This is a genomic window from Bordetella genomosp. 9 (assembly GCF_002119725.1).
GTDB lineage: Bacteria > Pseudomonadota > Gammaproteobacteria > Burkholderiales > Burkholderiaceae_B > Bordetella_C.
The window spans coordinates 4133556-4151410 of sequence record NZ_CP021109.1; the positions used below are offsets into that span (position 1 = coordinate 4133556).

Sequence of the window (17855 nt, forward strand, 5' to 3'; positions counted from 1 at the left end):
AGGCCAGGCCGGGAAACCGGCGGCCCTTCAGCCCAGCACCGGCGCCAGGGTGCGCCGCACGTCGTCTTCCGCGCGGCCGCTGCGGGCAATGTAGTCCTTCAGCTGATCCTCGCCGATGGTCCCGACATTGAAATACTGCGCGTCGGGATGGCTCATGTAGAAGCCGCACACGCTCGAGGCCGGGAACATGGCGTAGCTTTCGGTCAGCTCGATGCCGACTTCCGCCGCGTCCAGGGTCTCGAACATGTCCCGCTTGACGACGTGCTCCGGGCAGGCGGGATAGCCGGGGGCCGGGCGGATGCCGCGATACTTTTCCGCGATCAGGGCATCGTTGTCCAGCGCTTCGTCGGCCGCATAGCCCCACAGGTCCTTGCGCACGCGGGCATGCAGGCATTCGGCATAGGCCTCGGCAAGCCGGTCGGCCAGGGCCTTCAGCATGATGCCGGAATAATCGTCGTTCGCCGCCGCGAATTCGGCTTCTTTCTTATCAATGCCCAGCCCGGCGGTCACGGCGAACAGGCCGATGTAATCGACCAGTCCGCTATCGCGCGGCGCGATGTAATCGGCCAGGCACTTGTTGCTCACGCCTTCGCGCTTGACCCCTTGCTGGCGCAGGTTGCGCCAGGTGAACAACACCCGGGAGCGGGTCTCGTCCGCGTAGATCTCGATGTCCTCGTCGTTGACGCGATTGGCCGGGTAGAAGGCCGCCACCCCGTTGGCGGTGAGCCAGCGGCCATCGACGATGCGCTTGAGCATCGCCTGGGCGTCGGCGTAGACCTTGCGCGCCTGCTCGCCCACCACCTTGTCGTCGAGGATGGCGGGGAACTGGCCGAACAGGCTCCAGGTCTGGAAAAACGGCGTCCAGTCGATATAGGCAGCGATTTCCGCCAGGTCGTAATGCTTGAATGTGCGCCGCCCGATGTACTTGGGGCGCGGCGGCGTATAGGCGGACCAGTCGATGGCGGGGCGCGCGGCGCGCGCCTCGGCCAGCGAAACCAGCGGCGTGGCCTTGCGGTTGGCATGGCGCCGGCGCACGTCCTCGTACTCCTGCTTGATTTCCGCGACATAGGCATCGGCCTGGTCGGACACCAGGTTGGTCGCCACGCCCACCGCCCGGCTGGCGTCCGGCGTATAGACGACAGGGCCGTCGTAATTCGGCGCGATCTTCACCGCGGTATGCACCCGGCTGGTCGTCGCGCCGCCGATCATCAGCGGCACCTTGCGTTCGCGGAAATACGGATCGCGCTGCATTTCGGAGGCGACGTAGGCCATCTCTTCCAGGCTGGGCGTGATCAGGCCGGACAGCCCGATGATATCGGCGTTTTCTTCCTTGGCCTTTTCGAGGATCTGCGCGCACGGGACCATGACGCCCATGTTCACAACCTCGAAGTTGTTGCACTGGAGCACCACCGACACGATGTTCTTGCCGATGTCGTGGACGTCGCCCTTGACCGTGGCGATCACCATCTTGCCCTTGGCCCGCACGTCGCCGCCCGCCGCGGCGATCTGGCGCTTTTCTTCCTCGATGAACGGCACCAGGTGCGCCACCGCCTGCTTCATGACGCGGGCCGACTTCACCACCTGAGGCAGGAACATCTTGCCGGCGCCGAACAGGTCTCCCACGATGTTCATGCCGTCCATCAGCGGCCCTTCGATGACTTCGATGGGCCGGCCGCCGCGCGCGGCGATTTCCTGGCGCACGATCTCGGTGTCTTCGACGATGTAGGTCGTGATGCCATGCACCAGCGCATGCGCCAGGCGCTGCTCCACCGGCAGCGCCCGCCACGCCAGATCCTCTTCCTTTTTGGCCCCCGTGCCCTTCACCGTTTCGGCGAACTGCACCAGACGCTCGGTCGGGGTGCGATCGTCGTCGGGGCCGGTCTTGCCCACAGGCTCGGCGCGGTCCAGGATCACGTCTTCCACCAGGTCGCGCAGTTTGGGATCGAGGTCGGCGTACACGCCCAATTGCCCGGCGTTGACGATGCCCATCGTCAGGCCTTCGCGGATGGCGTAGTACAGGAACACCGTGTGGATGGCCTCGCGCATCGGCTCATTGCCGCGGAACGAAAAGCTCACATTCGAAATGCCGCCGGAGATGCGCGCGTGCGGCAGGTTCTTGCGTATCCAGGCCGTGCCTTCGATGAAGTCCAGCGCATAGCGGTTGTGTTCCTCGATCCCCGTGGCGACGGCGAACACGTTGGGGTCGAAGATGATGTCTTCGGGATTGAAGCCTTCCTGGCGCACCAGCAGGTCGTAGGCGCGGCCGCAGATTTCCTTGCGGCGTTCGAGCGTGTCGGCCTGCCCCTGTTCATCGAAGGCCATCACGACCATGGCGGCGCCGTAGCGCCGGCACAGCCGCGCGTGATGCAGGAAGGCGTCCACGCCCTCCTTCATCGAAATCGAGTTGACCACGGCCTTGCCCTGCACGCATTTCAGGCCGGCCTCGATCACCTCCCATTTGGAGCTGTCGATCATCACCGGCACGCGCGCGATGTCGGGTTCCGACGCGATCAGGTTGAGGAAACGCGTCATGCAGGCCACCGAATCGAGCATGGCCTCGTCCATGTTGACGTCGATGATCTGGGCGCCGTTCTCCACCTGCTGGCGGGCCACCGCCAGCGCCTCGTCGTACTTCTCCTCGCGGATCAGGCGCGCGAACATCTTGCTGCCGGTGACGTTGGTGCGTTCGCCCACGTTGACGAACAGCGTCTCTTCGTCGATGTTCAGCGGCTCAAGGCCGGACAAACGCGTCTTGACCGGCACCTGCGGCACGACGCGGGGCGTCAGCGTCGCGACGCGGGCGGCGATGGCGCGGATGTGGTCCGGCGTGGTGCCGCAGCAGCCGCCGGCCATGTTGACCAGGCCCGCCCGCGCGAATTCCTCCAGCAGGGCCGACGTGTCGTCCGGCGTCTCGTCGAAGCCGGTGTCGCTCATGGGGTTCGGCAGGCCGGCGTTCGGATAGACGCACACATAGGTGTCGCAGATCTTCGATAGCTCGGCGACATAGGGGCGCATCAGGGCGGCGCCGAGCGCGCAATTCAGGCCGATGGTCACGGGCCGCGCATGGCGCACCGAATTCCAGAATGCTTCGACGGTCTGGCCCGACAGGATGCGGCCGGAGGCGTCGGTGACGGTGCCGGAAATCATGACCGGCAGGCGTACCCCGCGCTGTTCGAAAACTTCTTCCACCGCGAAGATCGCCGCCTTGGCGTTGAGCGTGTCGAAGATGGTTTCGATCAGCACGATGTCGATGCCGCCATCGAGCAGCCCGTTCATCTGTTCGATATAGGCCTCGCGCAATTCGTCGAAGGTGACGTTACGCGCGCCGGGATCGTTCACGTCCGGCGAAATGGAGGCGGTCTTGGGCTGCGGCCCAAGGGCGCCGGCGACGAAGCGCGGCCGTTCCGGCGTGCTGTAGTCGTCGCAGGCGGCCCGGGCCAGCCGCGCCGAGGCCAGGTTCATCTCGTACGCCAGCTCGGGAAGATCGTAGTCGCCCTGCGCGATGGAGGTCGCGCCGAACGTATTCGTTTCGATGACGTCCGCGCCGGCTTCCAGGTACTGCCGGTGGATTTCCGAAATGACGTCGGGCCGGGTCAGGGACAGCAGTTCGTTGTCGCCCTTGAGGTCCTTGCCGTGCTCAGCGAAACGCTCTCCGCGGAAGTCGGCCTCGGTGAGCTTGTAGCGCTGGATCATCGTGCCCATCGCGCCGTCCAGGATCAGGATGCGCGAACCCAGGGCGCGTACGAATTCGGCGCCGCGCGTGTACGAGGACAGCGGGTAAGGAAGAGCAGGATAAGACGACACGGGACGATCCTGGAGAAGGCGAAGGGAAGAACGAAGGTGCAACCTTGAATGGTAACAAAGCGCGCGGGCCGGGGCGGCCGTGATACATTCCGCCCCCTCGAACCGGTGCTTTCAGCGCAACTGCGTGGTGAAAGGTAAACGGGAAACAGGAAAGGACGCATCGCGCCGCCCATGGCGGCCGCCGGCGTGCTCGGCCTGTGCTGCCCCCGCAACGGTCCCCCCGCCAGGGCTCCTTTCGAGCCGTCATGGCGGGACAGCCCGATACCGGCCGGTTCGCCCGGGGAAGACGGCGTGCGCGCGTGGCCATGCCCATGGCGGCCCGCCGTCTTCCGATCCCTTGAACGACGTGCGGGGTCGCGCGTCACCACGAGGTCTCGTTATGAAGCCCCTTTTCACCCGGCGCCATGCCGGGTTGCTTGCCTGTCTGGCGCCCGTCTGGGCGGGCGCCCAGTCATTGCCGGCCGACGCCGGCACCGCAAACTCCCCGGCCGCCATCCCGCAACTCGATACCGTCGTCGTCACCGCCAGCCGCACGCCGCAGGCGCTGAAGGACGTGCTGGGCGATGTCAGCGTGATCGATCGCAACACGCTGGAAAGCGCGGGACAAAGCAGCCTGGCCGAAGTGCTGTCGCGCACCCACGGCATCGAATACACCAACAACGGCGGACCGCAGACGGTCACCAGCCTCTTCATGCGCGGCGCCAACAGCAACCAGACGCTGGTGCTGGTGGACGGCCAGCGCATCAATAACGCCACGAACGGCCTGGCGGCATTGAACGCCATCCCGCCGGACAGCATCGACCACATCGAAATCGTGCGCGGCGCCGCCAGCAGCCTGTACGGCGCCGATGCGCTGGGCGGGGTCATCAACATCGTCACCCGGCGCGAGGCCGAACGCCCCTTGTCGGCCTATGCGTCGGCGGGCGGCGGCACATACGGCACCAGCAGCTACAGCGCGGGCCTGTCCGGGGCCACACAGGGCTGGACCTACAGCCTGTCGAGCAGCTACCGCCAAAGCCACGGCTTCGATGCGACCAACGACAAGGCCTACGGCCACAACCCGGACCGCGACAGCTATTACGAAAGCAACGTGGCGGGCTCGCTGGGCTACGAGTGGAAGCGCGGCCAGACTCTGAGCGCGCAGTTCTACCAGACGCATGTGAACGGGGGCTATGACTACGACGGCTCGGATTTCAACGACCGCGCGATCCAGGACTTGCAGGGCTATTCGCTGACCAGCACCAACCAGCTGACCGACATGTGGCAAAGCACGCTGCGCGTGGGCAGCACGGTGGACCGCAACCGTTCGGAGAACGCGCCCGGCGATCCGGCGTTCGGCCAGAGCCCGGACGGCAAAACCACCTTCCGCACGCGCCAGAACCAGTTCCTGTGGCAGAACGACCTGCAGCTGGCCCAGGGACAGAAGGTGACGCTGGCCTATGAGCATCTGGACCAGCGCGTGGATGGCGATATCCCCTTCATGGGACGGTTCGTGAACTACGACGAGACGCGCCGCCACGTGAATTCCTTCACCGGGGTCTATCTGGGCGACTTCGGCGCGCATCACCTGCAGGCCAGCCTGCGCAACGACGACAACTCGCAGTTCGGCAATCACACCACGGGCGGCCTGAGCTACGGCTACGACATCACGCCCCGCATCCGTGCGACGGTGGGCGCCAGCACGGGTTTCCGCGCCCCGGACTTCAACGAGCTGTACTGGCCGAACGACGGCTACTTTGCCGGCAACCCGGACCTGAAGCCGGAAACGTCGCGCAACGTCGAAGCCGGCCTGCGCTACGCGGATGACGACAGCGAGCTGGGGGTGACCTACTATCGCAACAAGGTCAGGAACCTGATCGTGAGCCAGTCCGCGGATCCGGCCAACCCGTACTTCTATCAACCGTTCAACGTGTCGCACGCCCTGCTGGAAGGCGTCACGTTCACGGGGATGAAGAAGTTCGGCAATACTCGCCTGCGCGCCAGCCTGGACCTGAGCGACCCGCGCAACACCGACGAGGACAAGCGCCTGCCCCTGCGTGCCCGGAAGGTGCTGCGGCTGTCCGGCGACCACCGCTTCGGCGATCTGCTGCTGGGTGCGGAATGGTATGTCAGCGGCGACCGCATCGACTCCAGCGGCGACCGCCTGGGCGGGTACGGGCTGTTCAATCTGCTGGCCGCCTATGACGTCACGCGCAATGTGCAGGTGCAGGTGCGCTGGAACAACGTGTTCGACAAGGAGTACACCTTGGTCAAGGGCTACAACACGCCGGGTTCGAATGCGTTCGTGAACCTGACCTGGCGGATGTAGGGAAGGCGATGCGGGCGGCCGCCATTGCCATCGCCATCATGGCCGCCGCGGCGGCGGGCGGCGCGGCAACCTCAGCCGCGGCGCCAGGCGGCGCGGGCGCTGTGAACGGGACGACCCCAGCCGTGTCCGTGCGCGACGACCGCGGCCGCGCTGTCGTGCTGCCGGCGCCGGCCGCCCGCGCGATTTCCCTGGCCCCGCACGCCACCGAACTCATCTACGCAGCGGGTGCGGGATCGCGGCTGGCCGGCGTCGCGAAAGGCAGCGATTATCCGCCCGCGGCCCTGAGCCTGCCTTCCGTCGGCGACGCCCTGTCGCCGGACGCCGAAAGACTCGCCGCGCTGCAACCGGACCTGGTCGTCGGCTGGCAGCCCGGGGCGGTGGCAAACCTGCTGCCCTTGTTGCGGGCGATCAACGTGCCGGTGTACTTCAGCGATCCCCGCACCTTGCGCGACATCCCGGATGCGGTTGCGCGCATGGGCGGGCTGTTCGGCACGGAGGACGTGGCCGGCCCCGCCGCGGCGGCCCTGCGAGCGCGCATCGATGCGCTGGCGCGCCGCTACGCCGGCCGCCAGATCCTGCGGGTTTTCGTGCAGGCGGGACGCGAACCGCTCTACAGCCTGAACGGCGGCAGCATCGTCAGCGACGCGCTGCGGCTGTGCGGCGCGATCAACGTTTTCGCCGATGCTCCCATCGCCGCGCCCCAGGTGTCCGCAGAAAGCGTCCTGGCGCGCCGGCCGGATGCCGTCCTGGTCGGCACGGCGGGCGAGGAAACCCTGCGCGCCAGCGAGGCGATGTGGCGCGGCCTGCGGCTGCCCGCCGCGCTGTCCGGCCATGTGATCGGCATCGACGCCGACCGCCTCTATCGTCCCGGGCCCCGGCTGATCGACGCCACGGAAGCGCTTTGCCAGGACCTGGACCGGATACGCCTGGATGGCGGCAGCCCCGCCGGCGATCCGCCGGATGCCGGAAACAGCGCGCCGCGGCGCTGATTTATCATGACGGGTATACAAGCGCCGCGCGCCATCCGGGCGAACGGCCATTTCCAATCCCCGCCATGCAATCCCAAGATACTTTCACCGTCGCCGGCCGCACCTTCCGGTCGCGCCTGCTCGTCGGCACCGGCAAATACAAGGATTTCGAACAGACCCGCCAGGCGCTGGACGCCAGCGGCTGCGAGATCGTCACGGTCGCCATCCGCCGCGTGAACCTGGGCCAGAACGCCAACGAGCCGAGCCTGCTCGATTTCGTGCCGCCATCGCAATTCACCTATCTGCCGAACACGGCCGGCTGCTACACGGCCGAGGAAGCGGTGCGCACGCTGCGTCTGGCGCGCGAACTGCTGGACGGCCATGACCTGGTCAAGCTGGAAGTCCTGGGCGATCCGCACACCCTCTTCCCCAACATGCCTGAAACCCTGAAGGCCACCGAAACGCTGGTCAAGGAAGGCTTCAAGGTGATGGTCTACTGCACCGACGATCCCATCCAGGCGCGAATGCTCGAAGACCTGGGCGCGGTCGCCGTCATGCCGCTGGCGTCGCTGATCGGTTCCGGCATGGGCATTCTGAACCCCTGGAATCTGCGGCTCATCCTGGACCAGGCCCGCGTACCGGTTCTGGTCGATGCCGGCGTGGGCACGGCCTCCGACGCCGCCATCGCGATGGAGCTCGGCTGCGACGGCGTACTCATGAACACCGCCATTGCCGCGGCCAAGGATCCCATCCTGATGGCGAGCGCCATGAAAAAGGCCGTGGAAGCGGGCCGCGAAGCCTTTCTGGCGGGCCGGATGCCCAAGAAGCTGTACAGCGCCAGTCCGTCTTCGCCGACCGAGGGTGTGGTGCGATGATCCCCAATGCGTTGTCCATTGCGGGCGTCGACCCCTCTGGCGGCGCCGGCGTATTGGCCGATGTGAAAACCATGAGCGCGCTGGGCGCCTATGGCTGCGCGGTCATCGCCGCGATGACGGCGCAGAACACCCAGGGCGTCACGGGCGTGCTGCCGGTGCCGCCGGCCTTCGTGGGCCAGCAGATCGACACGCTGTTTGCGGACGTGCGCATCGACGCCGTCAAAATGGGCATGCTGGGCCAGCAGCCCGTGATCGGCGTCGTCGCGGAAAAGCTGGCGCGCTGGAAGCCGCCGCACGTCATCCTGGACCCGGTCATGGTTGCCAAGAGCGGGGATCTCCTGCTCGAACGCGATGCCGTCGGCGCCCTGCGCGAAGCGCTGCTGCCGCAGGCCACGGTGCTCACCCCCAACCTGCCCGAAGCCGGCGTGCTGCTGGAAGAGCGCCCGGTGGATACGGTGAAGGAAATGCGCCGGGTCGCCGAACGCCTGCGCAACAAGATGGCGTACGACGGCCAGCGCTGGGTGTTGCTGAAAGGCGGCCACCTGCCCGGCGACGAGACCGTCGATCTGCTGCACGACGGCGACCGCATGATCGAGCTGCCCGGGCACCGCATCGACACGCCGAACACGCACGGCACGGGCTGCACCTTGTCCGCCGCGCTCGCCGCGCTGATCCCGCAGACGGGCGACGTGCCTGAGGCCGCACGGCGCGCCAAGGCCTATCTGAGCGAAGCCATCCGCCATGCCGGGCGCCTGGACGCCGGCAAGGGGCACGGGCCCGTGCATCATTTCCATGCCTGGTGGTAGCCTGCCGACGCAAATCGGTACAATTGGCCCGCCTCCGAACTTTTCATTGCTGCTGTCATGAACGCTTCCACTCTTCCCGACGTCGAAAAAGCCCGCTTCAACATGGTGGAACAGCAGATCCGCACCTGGGAGGTGCTGGACGAGAAGGTGCTCGCCGCCCTGTTCCAGGTGCGCCGCGAACTGTTCGTGCCGCCCGCCCTGCGTTCGCTGGCTTTCTCGGACCTTGAAATCCCCCTGGAAATCAACGCGGTGGACACGCGCGAGACCATGCTGGCGCCCAAGGTGGAAGCCCGTCTCGCCCAGGAACTGCTGCTGGCCCCCACCGACGCCGTGCTGGAAATCGGTACGGGTTCCGGCTATCAGGCTGCCCTGCTCGGCGCGCTGGCGCAGCAGGTGACCACCGTGGAAATCGACAGCCGCCTGGTCGCCTTCGCCCAGCAGAATCTGCAGATGAACAACGTCAGCAACGTCAAGGTGGAAACGGGCGACGGGCGCAACGGATGGGGCACGACGGAATACGACGCCATCCTGCTGACGGGTTCCGTGCCGGTTGTCCCGGACGGCCTGAAGTACCAATTGCGCATCGGCGGCCGGCTGGTGGTGGTGGTCGGCACGGCCCCCATCATGACGGCGTGCCGCATCACGCGCACCACCGCGGCCAGCTTCGAAACCGTTCAGCTGTTCGAAACCGTCATCAAGCCGCTGCGCGGCGCCACGGTATCGCAGTTCAAGTTCTGAAGCGCCGCGTGTGCGCCAGGCAGGCGCGCGCTCAGCCGCCTGCCTGTATCTTGCGCACCAGGGCGGTGGTCGAACGCTGGAATTCGAACGGCACGGCTACCGCGCGCCCGCCCCACTGCCGGACCAGCGCGGTCTCGGGCAGTTTCTCCATATCGTAGTCGCCGCCCTTGACGATGACGTCCGGGCGCAGCAGGCCGATCAGGGCTTCGGGCGTGTCCTCGTCGAAGGTGGTCACCGCATCCACGCAGGCCAGCGCCGCGAGCAAGGCGGCACGGTCTTCCTGGCCGTTCAGCGGCCGTTCCGGCCCCTTCCCCAAGCGCCGCGCCGAGGCATCGGTGTTGACCGCCACAATGAGCGAAGCGCCCAGTTGCGCGCTTTCATCCAGATAAGTCACGTGCCCCCGATGCAGGATGTCGAACACGCCATTGGTGAATACCAGCGGGCGCGGCAGGCGGCCGTCGGCAATGGCGTCCAGGCACTGGCGGGGCGTCAGGATCTTGGATTCGAAGCGGGCAGTCATGCCGCCATTGTATGCGGCGCCAGCGCGCCCCGCTCCATCGCCATGGCGACTTCCTTGCGATAGCGGTTCAGGTCCTTCACCGTTTCGAAGCTGTGATCGAGCAGCTTGGAAAGAATATGCAGGATGCGGTCGCCCACTTTCTTTTCCCAGGCGCCGTCGAAGCGGATCTGGGTGTCGAGCCAGCGCTCCAGCCAGCCGGGCTCGGGCAGGCGGGCCTGCACCGTGTCGTTCGGGAACAGCGCCTTGTTCACGTGCAGATTGGTGGGATGCATGGCCTGCGAGGTACGCCCCGCGGACGCCATCAGCATGCCGATCTTGGAAAAGGCCAGGCGCGCCTGCGCCTGCGTCGCCTCGCCGCGATCGAACAGGGCGCGGCGCATGTATTGCAGATAGGCGCCGGCATGGCGCGCCTCGTCCTGCGAGATCGTTTTGTAGATGGCCTTGATGACGGGTTCGGTGTGCCAGGCGGCCGCGCAGCGATACCAGTGGTTGAGGCGGATCTCGCCGCAAAAATGCAGCATCAGCGTCTCCAGCGGCGGCGCCGGGTCGAATTCGAAGCGCACCTTGTGCAGTTCTTCTTCCGTTGGCAGCAGCTCGGGCCGGAAGCGGCGCAGATACTCCATCAACACCAGCGAATGCTTCTGTTCCTCGAAGAACCAGACCGACATAAAGGCGGAAAAGTCGCTGTCGCCGTGGTTGTCGCGCAGAAACATCTCCGTGGCGGGCAAGGCCGCCCATTCGGTGATGGCGTTCATCTTGATGGTCCGCGCCTGTTCATCGGACAGCTTGGCGCCATCGAAGTCGTCCCAGGGAATGTCCGTCGACATATTCCAGCGCACGGCTTCCATGGTTTTGAAGAGTTGCGGATAAAGCATGGTGATGGTCCGAAAGTGTGAAAGTTCCCCCGCGCGCGTGGCCTCGTTGCGCGAGCCGCGCCGGCGTGTATCGCGACGGGGTTGCCGCGGGACCGCCTGGCGTTGAGCCGGTGGGCGGCGGCGGCGAGCCATGCGCGGGCGGTTCCTTTATCGCCTTTGCATGCGAAGACGTGATGACAGAAAGATGGCAGAACCATGACGCTCTGCCGTGGGGGAAGGAAACGCTAGCCGCGCGTGAACCAGATGATCAGGGCCACCGCGACCGCCAGCAGCGACACCAGGACGCTGAGGAGGCGGTTGGTGTGTTCCTGGGTTTTGCGCATCCGCTCCAGCTCGGCAAGCACGCCCGGCTCGACATTGGCCCGGTCCAGGCGGTCGTGCAGCAGGCGCGGCAGTTCAGGCAGGAGCTGCGACCATTGCGCGGCCTCTTTTTCCATTTTCTTCCGGAGCCCCGCCCAGCCCATACGTTCGCGCATCCAGCGCTCGAGGTACGGCTTGGCGGTTTTCCAGAGGTCCAGGTTGGGATCCAGTTCGCGACCCAGCCCTTCGACGTTCAGCAAGGTCTTCTGCAGGAGCACGAGCTGCGGTTGGATTTCCACGTTGAAACGGCGCGAGGTCTGGAACAGCCGCAGCAGCACCTGGCCCAGCGAAATCTGCGACAGCGGCCGGTCGAAGTAGGGTTCGCAGACCGCGCGCACCGCGCCTTCCAGTTCTTCTTCCCGGGTGTCGGGAGGCACCCAGCCGGACTCGATGTGCAGTTGCGCCACGCGGCGATAGTCGCGGCGGAAAAAGGCCAGGAAGTTCTGCGCCAGGTAGTTCTTGTCGAACTCCGACAGCGAGCCGACGATGCCGAAGTCCAGCGCGATGTAGTGGCCCAGGGTTTCCGGGCGGTCGGACACGTAGATATTGCCCGGGTGCATATCGGCGTGGAAGAAGCCGTCATCGAACACCTGGGTGAAAAAGATCTCCACGCCGGTGCGCGCCAGTTTCTCGATATCGATGCCCGCCTCGCGCAGCCGCTCGGTCTGCCCCACCGGGATGCCGTACATGCGCTCCATGGTGAAGACGGTATTGGTGGTGAATTCCCAGATCACCTCGGGCACCATCAGCATGCCGGCGCGCCCGGTGTCCGGGCCGAAATTGCGCCGCAGCTGGCTGCAGTTGGAGGCTTCGCGCACCAGGTCCAGTTCGTCGTGCAGGTACTTGTCGAACTCCGCGACCACTTCGCGCGGCTTCAGCCGGCGGCCGTCCGCCCCCAGCCGCTCGATCACCGCGGCCAGCATGCGCAGCAGCGTCAGGTCTTTTTCGATGATGTCCAGCATGCCCGGCCGCAGCACCTTGACGGCCACTTCCCGCCCATCGTGCAACACGGCGAAGTGCACCTGGGCGATCGACGCCGAGGCCACGGGATCGACCTCGAAATGCTTGAACAGCGCCGCCGGCGGCGCGCCCAGCGCGGCCTGGATGCACTGCGCGGCCTGTTCCGAGGGGAACGGCGGCACGCGGTCCTGCAGCAGCGCCAGTTCAGCCGCGATGTCAGCGGGGATCAGGTCTCGCCGGGTCGATAGCACCTGCCCGAACTTCACGAAGATCGGCCCCAGCGATTCCAGCGCGCGGCGCAGGCGCATCCCCCGGGGCGAGCGCGGACGCGTGCCGAAACGCATGACGCGCAGCAGCAGCGTCGCAAGCGGGTGGTTCAGGCTGGAAAGAACCAGTTCGTCCAGACCGTAGCGCAAAGCCACGACCACGATACGCAGGAAACGAAGAAAGGTCAGCATCGGTCAGACGCCACCCATGCCCTGGCCCGCGCGCGGGGCGTCTTGCGCGCCGCGCGCGCCCTCGCCCGCGGCGGCCGTCGCGGCCAGCCGTTGCACGCGCGCCTGCAAGGCCGCCGTGCGGGCATGCAGGGCATCGACCGCGGCCTGGGCGCGCGCCACGTCCGCGCGCCAGCCGTTCATGGCGGGGGTCGCCACGAGCACGGATGTTTCCTGCGATAGATACTCCGCCAGATTGCTGCCCGCCCGCTGCGCAGCGCCGCGCAGCCCCGCGGCCACGGCGCGTACGCCGGCCACCAGCCGGGCGGCGGGAATATCGCCGATCCACCGGGCCAGATCGTCCTCCACGTCCCAGCGCAATTGCGCGGCCAGTTCGGCCACGACCTGGGCCAGCCCGGCATCGCCCGAAATGTGCGTCATGTCGGCGATCAGGTCGGCGCGCGCGCGCGCCGCGGCAGCCGCGTCCGGCGCCTCGCGCCCTGCCTGCAGCAGGCGCGCGGCGCTGAAGCGGGCCGGATCGGCGGTCAGCGTCACGTCGGGCACCACCGCAGGGTCGGCGACATCCGTGTAGCCTTCGCCGTCTATGGTCAGGCTCAGTTTGAACGCGCCGACGGCAAGACGCACGGTCTTGCCGGCGTGGCGGGCCAGGCGCGCGCGGGCCCAGTCCTCGCGCTTCAGCAAGGCATTGAGCGCGCGCACGGCGGGTCGGCCGGGATCGGGCAAAGCGGGAATCGGAAACATGGATGTTCGAAGGGCGCGCCGCGGCGCCCACGTCTGATCAGATCGCAAGTTTAACGGGTCGGCGCGGCCGGGCCGGCGCGCACAGCCCGCTGGCGCCGCTTGACGGCCCGCAGGCGGCGCGCGGCCTGATCGCCGCGCCGGGATGCCGCCGCCCGGCTGGCCGCGAAAAAAAACCGGCCCCGTTGGAGCCGGCGTGAGGCGCGGTTGCCCGAGCAAGGCGGACCGCGGAAGCAGAGAAGGATCAGAAAACCCGGACGGCGGCCCGCGTCAGCTCGCGTGCTGCACCGGAATCTGCTGGATGCCGGCCAGCAGCCAGCCGCCTTGCGTGGGCTTGAACAGATTCCAGACTTCCTCGAAGCGGAAGGCCTCGGCGCCCGCCTCTTCCCGGAGCATGCCGGAGAAGCGCACGCTGGCGAGGTGGCCGTCGGACACGGCTTCGATACCGAGCAATTCCGCGTTCAGCAGCACGACTTCCGTGCGGTTGGCGGCGCCCTGGCGTTGTTCCAGTTGCGGCCGCAGCTCGGAGACCAGATCGTCCGTCAGGTATTCGCGCAGCCGTTCGACGTCGCCGCTATCCCAGATGCCCTGGATGCGGACGAACTGCTCCTTGGACTGCTTGAGAAAGCCCTGCGTGTCGAAATCGCCGGGGATGAACCAATCGCCTTCGGACTGAGGCTGCGCGGCAGCACCCGCTCCGGCGGCGACAGCGGCCGGCGTGGCGGCGCCATGCCCGGTGGGCGGCAGGGCTTCGCGCAACATCGCAGGGCGCGCAGCCTGGGTGTCGTCCTGCCGCGCCGCACCGTAGGCGCCTTGCATGGCCGGGCGTGGTCCGGCCCCGCGCAGGCGGCGCACGATGAACAGCACCGCGAAGACCACCAGGGCGATCAGCAGCAGGCTCGAAAGCATTTCGGCGAATGCGCCGGACAGGCCCAGATGCGAAAGCAGCGCGGCCAAGCCCAGGCCCGCGGCGATGCCCGCGATCGGACCCAGCCAGCGCGAGGCGCCGCTGCGCGCACCGGCGGCGCCGGCCGCGCCAGCGGTGGCCGCACCCGCCGCAGGGGCGTTGGCGCCCGGCTGGTTGCGTGCCGCCGCAGGCGGCGTGGTGGCCTGGCGCTGCGTCGTGACGTTGGGCGATTGGCGTCCGAAACTGCCGCCGCTGCCCATGCGGCGCGCTTCGGCGTCGAAACTCGTGGCAATCATGGCGATGCCGCTGACCGCGACGAGAGCCGCGGCAACGATGCGCCGGAAAGAACAGCCTGACATGGTGTGCTCCTGTAGCGTGTCGTGCGGGCCGCGCCATCCGCAAAAAGCGGCGCGCCGCACGCGAGGGACGAGTCCCCGATATACCTGGGTTTCTTTCTTACAGAAACCTGAACAGCTACAGAATATCCGACTTTTGCCTAGGTCACAAGCGATGCGCACCGGGCGTGCCCGGGGGCGGCTATGCCAGCCTGACGCCTTCGTGCAGCGCGACCACGCCGGCGGTCAGATTGAAGTACTGCACTCTTTCCAGGCCGGCGCTGCGCAGCATGTCCGCCAGCGTTTCCTGGTCCGGATGCATGCGGATCGATTCCGCCAGATAACGGTAGCTGGCTTCATCCTTGGCCACCTTGCGGCCGAGCCACGGCAGCACATTGAAGGAATACCAGTCGTAGACGGGCGCCAGCGGCTTGGCCACACGGGAAAATTCCAGGACGAGCAGCTTGCCGCCCGGCTTGAGCACGCGGGCCATCTCCGCCAGCGCGCGGTCCTTGTGCGTCATATTGCGCAAGCCGAATGCAACGCTGACGCGATCGAAATACCCGGACGGAAACGGCAGCCGCTCGGCGTCGCACACCGCCGTCGGCAGCAGCACACCGGCATCCGCGAGCCGGTCGCGCCCCACGCGCAGCATCGAATCGTTGATATCCGTCAACCACACCTCGCCCTGGGGACCCGCCCGCCGGGCGAAGGCGCGCGCCAGGTCGCCCGTGCCGCCCGCGATATCGAGCACTTTCATCCCGGGACGAACCGCGGCGCGGCCGATGGTGAACGCCTTCCAGATGCGGTGCAGGCCGCCCGACATCAGGTCGTTCATTACGTCATAGCGGGATGCGACGGAATGGAAAACTTCGGCGACCTTGCGCGCCTTCTCGGCTTCCGCCACGGTTTTGAAGCCGAAATGGGTGGTGCCGGCGGAGGCGTCGCCGTCCGGCGCTGAAGAAGGGTTTTGCATGATGGATTCCCGAGTCAACGGGGTATGGTAGCCGATGGGGGCCCTGCCGCTCCGGGGGATGGGGTTCGCGCCCGCCGCGGCTGCGGCGTCACATACCTGAAATATTACGGCCATACTATCGCAACGTTCGCGCCACCCAGCCCATCCGGCGCGCCAACGAACGCAGCAGCCAACATGTCCAGCACCATACTCGTCGTCGAAGATGAACCCGCCATCCAGGAACTGATCGCCGTCAATCTGTCGTTCGCCGGACACAAGGTCCTGCGCGCCTTCGACGCAGACCAGGCGCAGACGCTGATCCGCGCCGAGCTGCCGGACCTGATCCTGCTGGACTGGATGCTGCCCGGCACCTCGGGCCTGTCGCTGGCGCGCAAACTGCGCGCCGAGGAACGCACCCGGACAGTGCCCGTCATCATGCTGACCGCCAAGGGTTCCGAGCAGGACAAGGTGGACGGGCTGGAAGCCGGCGCCGACGATTACATCACCAAGCCGTTCTCGCCGAAGGAGCTGATGGCGCGCATCAAGGCGGTGCTCCGCCGGCGTGCGCCGCAATTGACCGACGACGTCATCGACGTGGCGGGCCTGCGCCTGGATCCCGTCACGCATCGCCTGAACGGCAGCGGCCAGCCCCTGCAGATCGGCCCGACGGAGTTCCGGCTGCTGCATTTCTTCATGACGCATCCCGAACGGGTGTTTTCGCGGTCCCAGTTGCTGGACCAGGTCTGGGGCGACCATGTTTTCGTCGAAGAGCGCACCGTGGACGTGCATATCCGCCGGTTGCGCAAAGCGCTCGAGCCGACCGGCCACGATCTGCATGTGGAAACGGTGCGCGGCAGCGGATACCGGTTTACAGCACAAGTGCACGCGGGTAAAACCGGCGCACAATGATTTTGCTTCGTACAGTAGTTCTTATCGCGGCCTGGGCCATCCTGGCCGCGCTGCTCCAATGGCTGATCGGCAACCCGGCGGGCTGGATCGCCATGTGCCTGGCGCTGGGCGCGATGCTCCTCGGACGCGCCGCCCGCACCGAGCGCGTGGCCCGCTGGGCCCGGGACCCGGAAAGCGCGCCGCCGGCCGCGGTAGGCCCCTGGGACGACATCCTGGCGCCGCTTTACCGCTATCTTCGCGCCCAGGCGCGGCAACTGTCGGAAAGCCGCGATGCCATGCAGGGCATGCTGGCCGCCGCACAGGCCCTGCCCGATGGCGCGGTCACCCTGAACCAGGACTTGCAGATTGACTGGTGCAACCGCGTCGCGCGCCAGCACCTGGGCCTGCGGCTGCCTGCGGATCGGGGCACCAATCTGCTCAACCTGGTCCGCGCCCCCGAGTTCATCGCATACAGCCGGCAGGACGATTGGCCCGAGCCCATTCTGGTCCGCATGGCGGTGGGCAGCCAGGAACGGCTGCTGATGATGCAGCTGACCGCGTATGCGCAGAACCAGCGCCTGCTGATCACCCGCGACGTGACGCAGATCGAAAAGCTCGAAACCACGCGGCGCGATTTTGTCGCGAACGTGTCGCACGAGCTGCGCACGCCCCTGACGGTATTGACGGGATTCCTGGAAACCCTGCGCGAAATGCCGGACGAGGCGCTCAGCACCGAACAGCGCGCCCAATACCTGACCATGATGCACGAGCAGGCGCAACGTATGCAGGCGATCGTCGCGGATCTGCTCACCCTGTCCACGCTGGAGTCCTCGCCCAATGCCGAGCCGCATCGTGTCCGCATGGCGGCCCTGCTGCAAACGGCCCGCCAACAGACGGAGGCCCTGTCTGCCGGGCGGCACACGCTGGTCTGGCACCTGGACCCGCAGCTGGACGTGCTGGGCGCCGAAAGCGAGCTGTCGTCGGCGATATCCAATCTGTTGACCAATGCCGTGCGCTATACGCCCGACGGCGGGGTGATTACCGTGCGCTGGGAAACCCTGCCGGAAGGCGGCGCCCGGTACAGCGTGCAGGACACCGGCATCGGCATCGCGCCCCGCCACATACCCAGGCTGACCGAACGGTTCTATCGGGTCGACCGGGGGCGCTCCAGGGCTGTGGGCGGCACGGGGCTGGGGCTGGCCATTACCAAGCACATCGCCATGCGCCACGATGCGGAACTGAGCATCGCGAGCGAGGTCGGCAAAGGCAGCACGTTTTCGCTGATCTTTCCGGCCGATCGCGTGGTGGACGGCGAACTGGCCTGAACCTGCCCGGGCCGGCCCTTCCCTGCCCGCCTCGGCGC

At 67.0% G+C, this 17855-nt stretch carries 14 protein-coding genes and 1 riboswitch; of the genes, 7 read left to right on the forward strand and 7 right to left on the reverse strand.

The annotated features are described in order from the left end of the window. Positions 1 to 27 precede the first annotated feature (27 nt). Positions 28 to 3804: a methionine synthase gene (gene metH / locus CAL13_RS18980; protein ID WP_086073231.1), complete on the reverse strand. Its 3777-nt coding sequence runs from the start codon at positions 3802 to 3804 to the stop codon at positions 28 to 30. An 86-nt stretch (positions 3805 to 3890) separates the two neighbouring features. Then, a riboswitch (cobalamin riboswitch) is annotated at positions 3891 to 4091 on the forward strand. A gap of 92 nt (positions 4092 to 4183) precedes the next feature. On the opposite strand from metH, the gene CAL13_RS18985 reads away from it, so the two are divergent. The 5 genes from CAL13_RS18985 (at position 4184) to CAL13_RS19005 (ending at position 9499) form a co-directional block, all read left to right on the forward strand. Beyond that, positions 4184 to 6112, forward strand: coding sequence for a TonB-dependent receptor domain-containing protein (locus tag CAL13_RS18985; RefSeq protein WP_086073232.1), 1929 nt, complete (start codon positions 4184 to 4186; stop codon positions 6110 to 6112). Between the two features lie 8 nt (positions 6113 to 6120). Beyond that, positions 6121 to 7101, forward strand: a complete 981-nt coding sequence (locus tag CAL13_RS18990; RefSeq protein WP_086073233.1) for a cobalamin-binding protein — start codon at positions 6121 to 6123, stop codon at positions 7099 to 7101. Between the two features lie 65 nt (positions 7102 to 7166). Continuing rightward, positions 7167 to 7955, forward strand: a complete 789-nt coding sequence (locus CAL13_RS18995) for a thiazole synthase (protein WP_086073234.1) — start codon at positions 7167 to 7169, stop codon at positions 7953 to 7955. Next, entirely contained in the window at positions 7952 to 8761 is an 810-nt protein-coding gene (gene thiD, locus CAL13_RS19000; RefSeq protein WP_086058771.1) for a bifunctional hydroxymethylpyrimidine kinase/phosphomethylpyrimidine kinase, read from the forward strand. Before CAL13_RS18995 ends, thiD begins: the two co-directional genes overlap by 4 nt. Before the next feature lie 57 nt (positions 8762 to 8818). After that, a complete protein-coding gene (locus CAL13_RS19005; RefSeq protein ID WP_086058772.1) occupies positions 8819 to 9499 on the forward strand; it encodes a protein-L-isoaspartate O-methyltransferase family protein in 681 nt (226 codons plus the stop codon). Positions 9500 to 9530: 31 nt separating this feature from the next. Here the strand turns inward: CAL13_RS19005 and rfaE2 are convergent, their stop codons facing one another. The 6 genes from rfaE2 to ubiE all read right to left on the reverse strand — a co-directional run bounded on the left by rfaE2 (position 9531) and on the right by ubiE (position 15625). Further along, on the reverse strand, positions 9531 to 10019 hold the full coding sequence (gene rfaE2 / locus CAL13_RS19010) for a D-glycero-beta-D-manno-heptose 1-phosphate adenylyltransferase (RefSeq protein WP_086058773.1): 489 nt from the start codon (positions 10017 to 10019) through the stop codon (positions 9531 to 9533). Next, positions 10016 to 10894: a ferritin gene (locus CAL13_RS19015; RefSeq protein ID WP_086058774.1), complete on the reverse strand. Its 879-nt coding sequence runs from the start codon at positions 10892 to 10894 to the stop codon at positions 10016 to 10018. The genes rfaE2 and CAL13_RS19015 overlap by 4 nt, the downstream gene beginning before the upstream one ends. Before the next feature lie 224 nt (positions 10895 to 11118). After that, positions 11119 to 12672: a ubiquinone biosynthesis regulatory protein kinase UbiB gene (ubiB, locus tag CAL13_RS19020; RefSeq protein WP_086073235.1), complete on the reverse strand. Its 1554-nt coding sequence runs from the start codon at positions 12670 to 12672 to the stop codon at positions 11119 to 11121. 3 nt (positions 12673 to 12675) lie between these two features. Continuing rightward, entirely contained in the window at positions 12676 to 13410 is a 735-nt protein-coding gene (locus CAL13_RS19025; protein ID WP_086073236.1) for a ubiquinone biosynthesis accessory factor UbiJ, read from the reverse strand. Positions 13411 to 13677: 267 nt separating this feature from the next. Next, positions 13678 to 14673 carry a Tim44 domain-containing protein gene (locus CAL13_RS19035; RefSeq protein WP_086073238.1) on the reverse strand — a complete coding sequence of 332 codons (996 nt, stop codon included), beginning with the start codon at positions 14671 to 14673 and terminating at the stop codon, positions 13678 to 13680. 178 nt (positions 14674 to 14851) lie between these two features. Next, positions 14852 to 15625 (reverse strand): bifunctional demethylmenaquinone methyltransferase/2-methoxy-6-polyprenyl-1,4-benzoquinol methylase UbiE, encoded by a 774-nt coding sequence (ubiE, locus tag CAL13_RS19040; RefSeq protein WP_086058779.1) that lies wholly within the window; start codon positions 15623 to 15625, stop codon positions 14852 to 14854. A 174-nt stretch (positions 15626 to 15799) separates the two neighbouring features. On the opposite strand from ubiE, the gene phoB reads away from it, so the two are divergent. Both phoB and phoR read left to right on the forward strand, forming a co-directional pair. Then, positions 15800 to 16513: a phosphate regulon transcriptional regulator PhoB gene (phoB, locus tag CAL13_RS19045; RefSeq protein WP_086058780.1), complete on the forward strand. Its 714-nt coding sequence runs from the start codon at positions 15800 to 15802 to the stop codon at positions 16511 to 16513. Then, positions 16510 to 17817 carry a phosphate regulon sensor histidine kinase PhoR gene (phoR, locus tag CAL13_RS19050; RefSeq protein ID WP_086058781.1) on the forward strand — a complete coding sequence of 436 codons (1308 nt, stop codon included), beginning with the start codon at positions 16510 to 16512 and terminating at the stop codon, positions 17815 to 17817. Before phoB ends, phoR begins: the two co-directional genes overlap by 4 nt. The last annotated feature ends 38 nt before the right edge of the window (positions 17818 to 17855 follow it).